General features: G+C 35.0%; 6 protein-coding genes. 1 reads left to right on the top strand and 5 read right to left on the bottom strand.

Annotated features, from left to right (window positions below; genetic code table 11):
• Positions 1-152: 152 nt before the first annotated feature.
• From purL to AC07XN_RS22045, 5 genes are all read right to left on the bottom strand, one after another.
• Positions 153-3,848, bottom strand: a complete 3,696-nt coding sequence (purL, locus tag AC07XN_RS22065) for a phosphoribosylformylglycinamidine synthase (protein ID WP_494744620.1) — start codon at positions 3,846-3,848, stop codon at positions 153-155.
• Between the two features lie 265 nt (positions 3,849-4,113).
• Positions 4,114-4,590, bottom strand: coding sequence for a hypothetical protein (locus tag AC07XN_RS22060; protein ID WP_494744619.1), 477 nt, complete (start codon positions 4,588-4,590; stop codon positions 4,114-4,116).
• A gap of 220 nt (positions 4,591-4,810) precedes the next feature.
• The gene (locus AC07XN_RS22055) at positions 4,811-5,449 is read right to left on the bottom strand and encodes a hypothetical protein (RefSeq protein ID WP_494744618.1); all 639 of its coding nucleotides are present in this window, start codon (positions 5,447-5,449) and stop codon (positions 4,811-4,813) included.
• A gap of 85 nt (positions 5,450-5,534) precedes the next feature.
• Positions 5,535-5,948 carry a hypothetical protein gene (locus AC07XN_RS22050; protein ID WP_494744617.1) on the bottom strand — a complete coding sequence of 138 codons (414 nt, stop codon included), beginning with the start codon at positions 5,946-5,948 and terminating at the stop codon, positions 5,535-5,537.
• 248 nt (positions 5,949-6,196) lie between these two features.
• Complete coding sequence (locus AC07XN_RS22045) at positions 6,197-7,114, bottom strand: RluA family pseudouridine synthase (RefSeq protein WP_494744616.1); 918 nt, start codon at positions 7,112-7,114, stop codon at positions 6,197-6,199.
• A 194-nt stretch (positions 7,115-7,308) separates the two neighbouring features.
• Here AC07XN_RS22045 and AC07XN_RS22040 point away from each other — a divergent pair, with 194 nt between their 5' ends.
• Positions 7,309-7,962 carry a hypothetical protein gene (locus AC07XN_RS22040; RefSeq protein WP_494744615.1) on the top strand — a complete coding sequence of 218 codons (654 nt, stop codon included), beginning with the start codon at positions 7,309-7,311 and terminating at the stop codon, positions 7,960-7,962.
• The last annotated feature ends 67 nt before the right edge of the window (positions 7,963-8,029 follow it).

Below are 8,029 nucleotides of genomic sequence, written 5' to 3'. Positions count from 1 at the left end.
TATTGTTCTTTATTTTTTTAATATAGGTGTTTTAAATACACTAAATAAAGGAGATAAAACCATTGTTAATCATATTAGTAAAGAAACTAAAATAGGTATAACAAAAAAGGAAGCCCGAAAGCTTCCTTTTTATTATACTTATTTTCATATTCTTATTTCACTTCATTCTTAGCATCTATCCAAAGTCTAGCATTTACAAATGCCTCTAACCAAGGGCTTACTTCGTCATTTTTACGATTAGCTGGATAGCTTGCCCAGTTCCAAGGGAAAGTTGAGCGTTCAATATGTGGCATTGTTACTAAGTGACGACCTGTGGCATCACACATCATCGCTGTGTTGAAATCTGAACCGTTTGGATTGGCTGGATAACCTTCATAACCATATTTACTTACAATGTTGTATTTTCCTTCTTCGTAAGGTAATACAAACTTGCCTTCTCCATGCGATACCCAAACACCTAAAGTAGTTCCTTCTAAAGTAGAAAGCATTACAGAATTGTTTTGCTGGATAGTCACCGACGTAAAAATACTTTCGTGTTTATGCGATTCGTTGTGGTGCATTTTGCCGTGTACTTCATGGTCTGGATTAATCAATTCCAATTCCATAAATAACTGGCAACCATTACAAATCCCTACTGAAAGTGTATCTTCACGTGCAAAGAATTTCTTAAGAGCCGTATTGGCTTTTTCGTTATATAAGAAAGCACCAGCCCAACCTTTTGCAGAACCCAATACATCTGAGTTAGAAAACCCTCCTACTGCACCGATAAACTGAATATCTTCTAATGTCTCACGACCAGCAATTAAGTCGGTCATGTGTACATCTTTTACGTCAAAACCAGCTAAGTACATGGCATTGGCCATTTCACGCTCAGAGTTTGAACCTTTCTCACGAATAATTGCCGCTTTCGGGCGAGTAGCAAGTGTACGATTATCAGCTAACTTACCAGTAAATTGTGTTGGTAGCGTATACGTTAATGGTTGGTTTTTGTAGTTTGTATAACGTGCTAAAGCTGTACCGTTTTTCGATTGTTTTGAGTCAAGCAAGAACGAAGTCTTATACCAAACATCTCTTAATTCAGACACAGCGAAATCGAATGATACTTCATTGTTTTTCACTGCCAAAGTATTGCCTTCTACTACATCACCAATTTTAACAATATTGATATTGTTTTCAGCAAAAACAGCTTCCACAGAAGCATCTGCTTGGAATACCAAAGCAATATTTTCGTTGAACAAAGTTTTTACAGTATCTGCTTCGCCTAAACCTGAAAGGTCGATATTTGCCCCAAGGTTTACATCTGCAAAACACATTTCTAATAAAGTAGTAATCAAACCTCCGCTACCAATATCATGACCTGCTTCTATTTTACCCGCTTTAATCAAGTCTTGGAAAGTATTAAAGGCTGTTTTGAAATAAGCCGAATCTTGAATGGTTGGTACATCAGTACCAATTTTATTCAAAATTTGTCCTAAAGAGCTACCTCCTAATTTAAAGCTATCTTTAGATAAGTTCAAATAGTAAATCGCACCACCATTTCTTTGTAATACTGGCTCAACTACTTTCGTAATATCTGAACAATTTGCTCCTGCCGAAATGATAACCGTACCTGGTGCAATTACTTCATCATTAGGATATTTCTGTTTCATCGAAAGCGAATCTTTCCCAGTTGGAATATTGATTCCTAATTCGATAGCAAAATCAGAACAACCTTTTACCGCTTCATACAAACGTGCATCTTCACCAGCATTCTTACAAGCCCACATCCAGTTAGCCGAAAGCGAAACTGATTTTAAACCGTCTTTTAACGGAGCGAAAACAATGTTTGATAATGCCTCAGCGATAGCGTTACGAGAACCAGCTACGGGATCAATCAAAGCCGTTACTGGCGAGTGACCAATAGTAGTTGCAATACCTTCTTTTCCTTTGAAGTCCAAGGCCATTACTCCAACATTGTTCAAAGGCAATTGTAAAGGTCCTGTACATTGTTGTTTTGCCACACGTCCGCCTACACAACGGTCAACTTTGTTGGTCAACCAATCTTTACAAGCGACAGCTTCTAATTGTAATACTTGCTCAAGATAAGTAGGAATTTGTGCTTCTGAATAAGCTAACTCTGCGTAATTTCGGGTTACGTTTTTATCTGCCATCACCACTTTTGGCGAACTACCAAACATATCATCAATCGCAAAATCCATTGGTTTAGCACCCGTTGATTTCGATTCGAAAGTAAAGCGATGATTGCCCGTAATATCTCCGACAGTGTACATTGGCGAACGCTCACGGTCGGCTACTCTTTGAAGAGTTTCTAAATCTTTTTCTCCAATCACCAAGCCCATACGTTCTTGCGATTCGTTTCCGATAATTTCTTTTGCCGAAAGTGTAGGGTCGCCTACTGGCAATTTATCTAAGTCAATCAATCCTCCAGTCTCTTCTACTAATTCCGACAAACAGTTTAGGTGTCCCCCTGCACCGTGGTCATGGATAGAAACGATTGGATTATGTTCTGATTCTACTAAACCTCTAATCGCATTAGCAGCACGTTTTTGCATTTCTGGATTTGAACGTTGGATAGCATTCAATTCGATACCAGAGCCAAATGCACCTGTATCTGCTGAAGATACTGCTGCTCCACCCATACCAATGCGGTAGTTTTCACCACCCAATACTACTACTTTATCACCTACTGTTGGCTTTTGTTTTTTCGCTTGACTTTCTTTACCATAACCAATACCACCAGCCAACATGATTACTTTATCAAAGCCTAGTTTACGCGCTTCTTCTTCATGCTCAAACGTAAGCACAGAACCTGTAATCAATGGTTGTCCGAATTTATTTCCGAAATCAGACGCACCATTTGAAGCTTTAATCAGAATGTCCATTGGTGTTTGGTACAACCATTCACGTTCGTTCATGGCATTTTCCCAAGGACGGTTTTCGTCTAAACGAGAATACGAAGTCATATAAACCGCTGTACCAGCCAAAGGCAATGAACCTTGTCCACCTGCTAAACGGTCACGAATCTCACCACCTGAGCCTGTTGCTGCCCCATTGAAAGGCTCTACAGTAGTTGGGAAGTTATGTGTTTCTGCTTTTACAGAAATAACAGAATCAAACTCTTTTTCTTCGTAAAAATCAGGTTTATCTGCTGATTTTGGTGCGAACTGTGTAACACGTGGTCCTTTAATAAAGGCTACGTTATCTTTATAGGCCGAAACGATATCGTTCGGATTAGTCTCAGATGTTTTCTTAATTAATTTGAATAACGAAGTTGGTTTTTCTTCACCATCAATCACAAAAGTACCGTTGAATATTTTATGGCGACAGTGTTCAGAGTTTACTTGTGAGAATCCAAATACTTCCGAGTCTGTTAGTTTACGACCCAAACGTTCTGCTAAACCATTCAGATACCCTACTTCTTCTTCGCTTAAAGCAAGTCCTTCTTGTTTGTTATAGACAGCAATATCCTCAATCTCGATAATTGGTTCTGGCTGAATATTAATTGTATATATCTCCTGATGCAGTTGTGTATATTTCTGCGACAACATCGGATCGAATTCCGTAAAATCTTCGTCAACTGCTTTAAACTCTTCAATACGAATAATCCCTTCGATACCCATATTCTGAGTAATTTCAACAGCATTGGTACTCCACGGCGTAATCATTGCTGCACGTGGACCTACAAAAACGGCTTCCAAAGTAGCATTTTCTTGGTTTACGACAGTAAAAGCATGGTCTTTTTTACTATTGAAAAGCCAAAAGAGTTTTTGAATATCCTCATCTGAAATAATGGCATACGTTTGCACGGCATAAACTGTGCTGGAGTGACTCCCGAAGAAATGAATCATGGTGATAGCAGATTGATAGTTGTTTGTCAGCCATTTTCACAAAAAGTGATAACAAAATAGCTGAATTACTAAAGAAAGTGCAAATTTAGGGGTTTTGAGAAAGAATACCTACTAAAATTTAGTTGATTCAAGGATGGCTATTAATTCAACTGAGAATCGTTGTGGATGATTAATTCAATGTCGACTTATTTTTATATGACGAGCGTGACCCTCTTTTTCCTTTGAGGTCGTAGGTGAACCTAAGACTAGCGGAAAGCCTTTTTCGTTACTTTCTTAATTCGTACCAATTATCAATAATTTTTTTCCAATTACCCTTTATCTTCTCTGGATTTGTAATACGTGCTAACTGCGGAGGTTTCTCTTCAAACATTACATTTATATAAACATCTAAATTTTCATCTACTTCTAAATAATTAATATTGTACTTTAAAAAACTCAATGTAAGCATTTCTTTTTGCATTGTATTTATGTTACAAGTATCTATTTGTAGGTGCTTACTTATTTTTAAAATTGTATTCGTTTGGCTATTTACAGTTATTACAAGGGGGTGTTTACACTCGTCAGAATAAACGAAGACGATAGGATTCCCTTTATCAAAGCCTCTCACAAAAAATGAATTTCCACTAAATTTTGTAAAATCGTCATTTTTGAACTTTTTAAGAAAATTATCATTTGGATTTTTTTCATCATTAGAGCAACTAACCATTAAAATGATTAACAGTATTTTCTTAAATATTATCATAACTTAAGCTTTGTTAATTACGGCTACGACTAGTATTAGAAGAATTGAAACGTCAGTTTATAGAATTTAGTAAGATAGCTATAGTCATCTACATCTGTTCTTATATGAGCCTTCATAATAACACTTGAGTCATTAATCCACTTAAGTGCTATTGGCCCCCAGCTTCCTCCATCAATAGTAAATTTCTTTATAAACTTTTCGCCTTTTATTTCAAACATTTCTAAACCATTACTTGAATAGCGTGCTCCCAAATCTTCACTGATAGCAATAAATTTTTGATTTGAGGGTCTGCATAAATTTCCCCTATTGTATATTTTTCTTCCCCTGTATTTCTATTTATAATCATATAGCAGTTGCCTTCATAATATTGACCTCTAACCAAATAGGTGTTTATATTAGGAAAAAAATGCTCATAAGTATACAGAATATCATCGTAATTATCCTTTGAAATATCTTTTAATTCTTTTGTTTTCCCATTTGCTAGCGATATCGTCAGAGTTTTTCCATTTCGCTTAAAATACATTGACTGCGTTTTTTTAAGATACTCTTCCAACCCTTTAAATGCCTTATAGGCATTATCATAATTATTCAAAATATTCTCTCGGACAGCTGCATCACTATACAAATTAGGAATCTCTACGCTATCAACAGTTTCTACATTAACGCTATAAGTTGAAAAATGAAAAGTTGTATCTTTCAGATCAATAATAGTATCTACCTTTTCTTGGGGAAGCTCAATTTCGTTGCTAATAGAAGCCAGCCTATCGGTCTTAACTTTACTATTACTATTGTCTTTGGTAGTAGAAGTGCAAGCCACCACTAAAAGAAGAAAAACTATAATTGGGAGTAGATATTTCATAAAACTATTTTTTAATAATCTTGGGGATTTTATTTACACTCGATGGTGCTGTTTAATTATTTAACGTATTGTTTTGTATGTTGAACTAGTCAACTATTTCCTCTAAGTCTTTATACACTAAATCGGCGCCTGACGGACTTGGTACAACAACTAATTCAAGTCCTTTTAATTCTGCTCCAGCGTATCCTAGTCCATTCGTACTTTTTATTTCTTCAAGTTTATTCCAGCTGTTAACTAATACAAGTCCTGTTGCTTCAAAAGCCTCACCTTTTATTTGAATATCAAGATATTCTTTACCATCTTTTTCAATGAATTTATTAAAAGTATAATGAAGTTCATCAGGATTTGATTTGACTATTGATGCTAGTTCATTTTTGTATTCCTTGGTAGTAGGAACAAATTTATCAAAAACAGCATTAGATGTATTCTTGCTGTCGTTGCAAGCAGTCAACAAAGTTAGACAGCCGAGAAGAGTGGTGGTGATTGTCGAAATTTTCATTTTTTATGAGGTTTAACTATTTGATAATATATACAGCGGATTGAAAATCAGAAAGCTAAGACGTGGTTCTTAGGTGTTATATCTGTAGTACGTAATCATGTATTAGCTTTACACAAACATAATGTAATACTGGTAACAAAAAAAGAGGGGAATTACTTATTTCCTAAAATAAATAATTCCCCTCTAAATACTCAAAATGGTAAAGAGTTTCACGCTCGTATGTTCAATTATTCCATAGCATACAAACGCTAAAACAAACTCAAAAACTTTTTAGGCACTTCGGTTTCAAAATACATCTCTTCATCAGTAATCGGATGTACAAATGATAATACCCAAGCATGAAGCCCCAAACGACCAATTGGGTCAGTCTTAGCACCATATTTTTCATCTCCTACTATCGGATGTCCGATATCTTTCATATGTACCCTGATTTGATTTTTTCTGCCCGTTTCTAAATTCACTTTTACTAGCGTATTAAATTCACTAGTATTTATGGTATCATAATGTGTAACAGCTTCTTTTCCAATAGCTGGATTGGAAGTAGAATAAACCGTCAATGCCTTGCTTTCTACTAAATACGAGCGAATAGTACCCAATGGATATTCAATAACCCCTTCTGTAACAGCTAAATATGTACGCTGTTGAATAGTTTCATTCCAAGATTCTTGTAACAGCTTTTGTATTCTTTCACTTTTAGCAAACATCATCAAACCAGACGTTTCGCGGTCGAGGCGATGTACTACAAAGATTCTATTCGCTGGGTCTTGTTTTTTTACATGGTCACTCAGTGTACTGTATGCATTATAAAGCTTTTGCTTTTCAGTGGCAATTGATAAGAACCCTTCCTGTTTTTCAATGATGATTAAATATTGGTCTTCATAAATAATAGTAAGGCCTTTATACTTTTGTATTTCTGGTGCTTTAGAACTTTTAATATTAACAACCTGCCCTACTTTCAGTACGTAATTATATTGTGTGACGGCTTTATTATCAACCAATACTTGCTTGTCTTTTAAAAAAGATTTTATGTTATGGCGACTTTTATTGGGCATCTTGTCCAACAAAAAAGTCAACAATTCTCCTGATTCACTTACCTCAAAATGGCGTTCTGTTTTTTTTGTATCTTTTGGATTTCGTTCATTTGTTCTTCTATCCGTATCTTTCATCTTCTAAAACTGTTTACTGTTTTCCAAAAGTCTATATCGTTTGGTTTCGCAAAGGTACAAAAATAAGGAGCTTATTTCTAAATAATAACATCTAGCTATCGTTGTAAGTATTGTCAAAATGTCGATTTTAAATATTTGTATCAAATTAATAATTTCATTAAGTTTAGTTATTCAATTGAAAATTCCACCACACAATGAAAAAAACGTTTTTTGTAATACTCATTCTCTGTAAAGTACTTTCGGTAAATGCGCAGGGTCTAAATACTTCTGGTAATTTTCTACAAGATGTTAATGGCAAACCTGTTTTATCAAACAATGCTGTTGAAATAGAAGGAAATCCTTATTTTCCTGAAGAATGGGCTGCTGGTAGTATAAAACTAAAAAATGGTACTACTGTTACTTACAATGCACTAAGGTTAAATACTGCTACGGGTGCACTTGAGTTTTTAAGAAATGACCAAGCTTTTGTAGTGACGAATCCCTTTGATGAGTTTACCATTTTCAATATTACTTTCAGAAAAGGTTTTCCTGCTGTTGATAGCCAAACAAATAATACTTTTTATGAAGTATTGTATGATGGTAAAGTTAAATTACTATGCTATAAAAATGCAGTGATGTATGAAGAAAAGCTTTATAATTCCGCTACTAAAACCAAGAAATTCTTACACAATACTTATTATTATATCTTGAAAGCAGATGGCACGATGGCTAAAGCAAAAAAAGACAAAAAAGCTATTTTGGCTATTCTGAATGATAAAACTGCTCAGATAGAAGAGTACTTAAAAAAAGAAAAGATCAAAGAATGGAGTGATGTCGCTAATACTTTAGCATATTACGAAAAACTATAAATCAAATAAAAACTTTAATTATCGGAGTTTTTTGTATATTTATTGGAGGATTTTATACTATAGCTGT

The organism is Arcicella sp. GW458-12-2-14-TSB2 (genome assembly GCF_059423785.1).
This window is presented reverse-complemented; position numbering and strand designations above follow the sequence as displayed.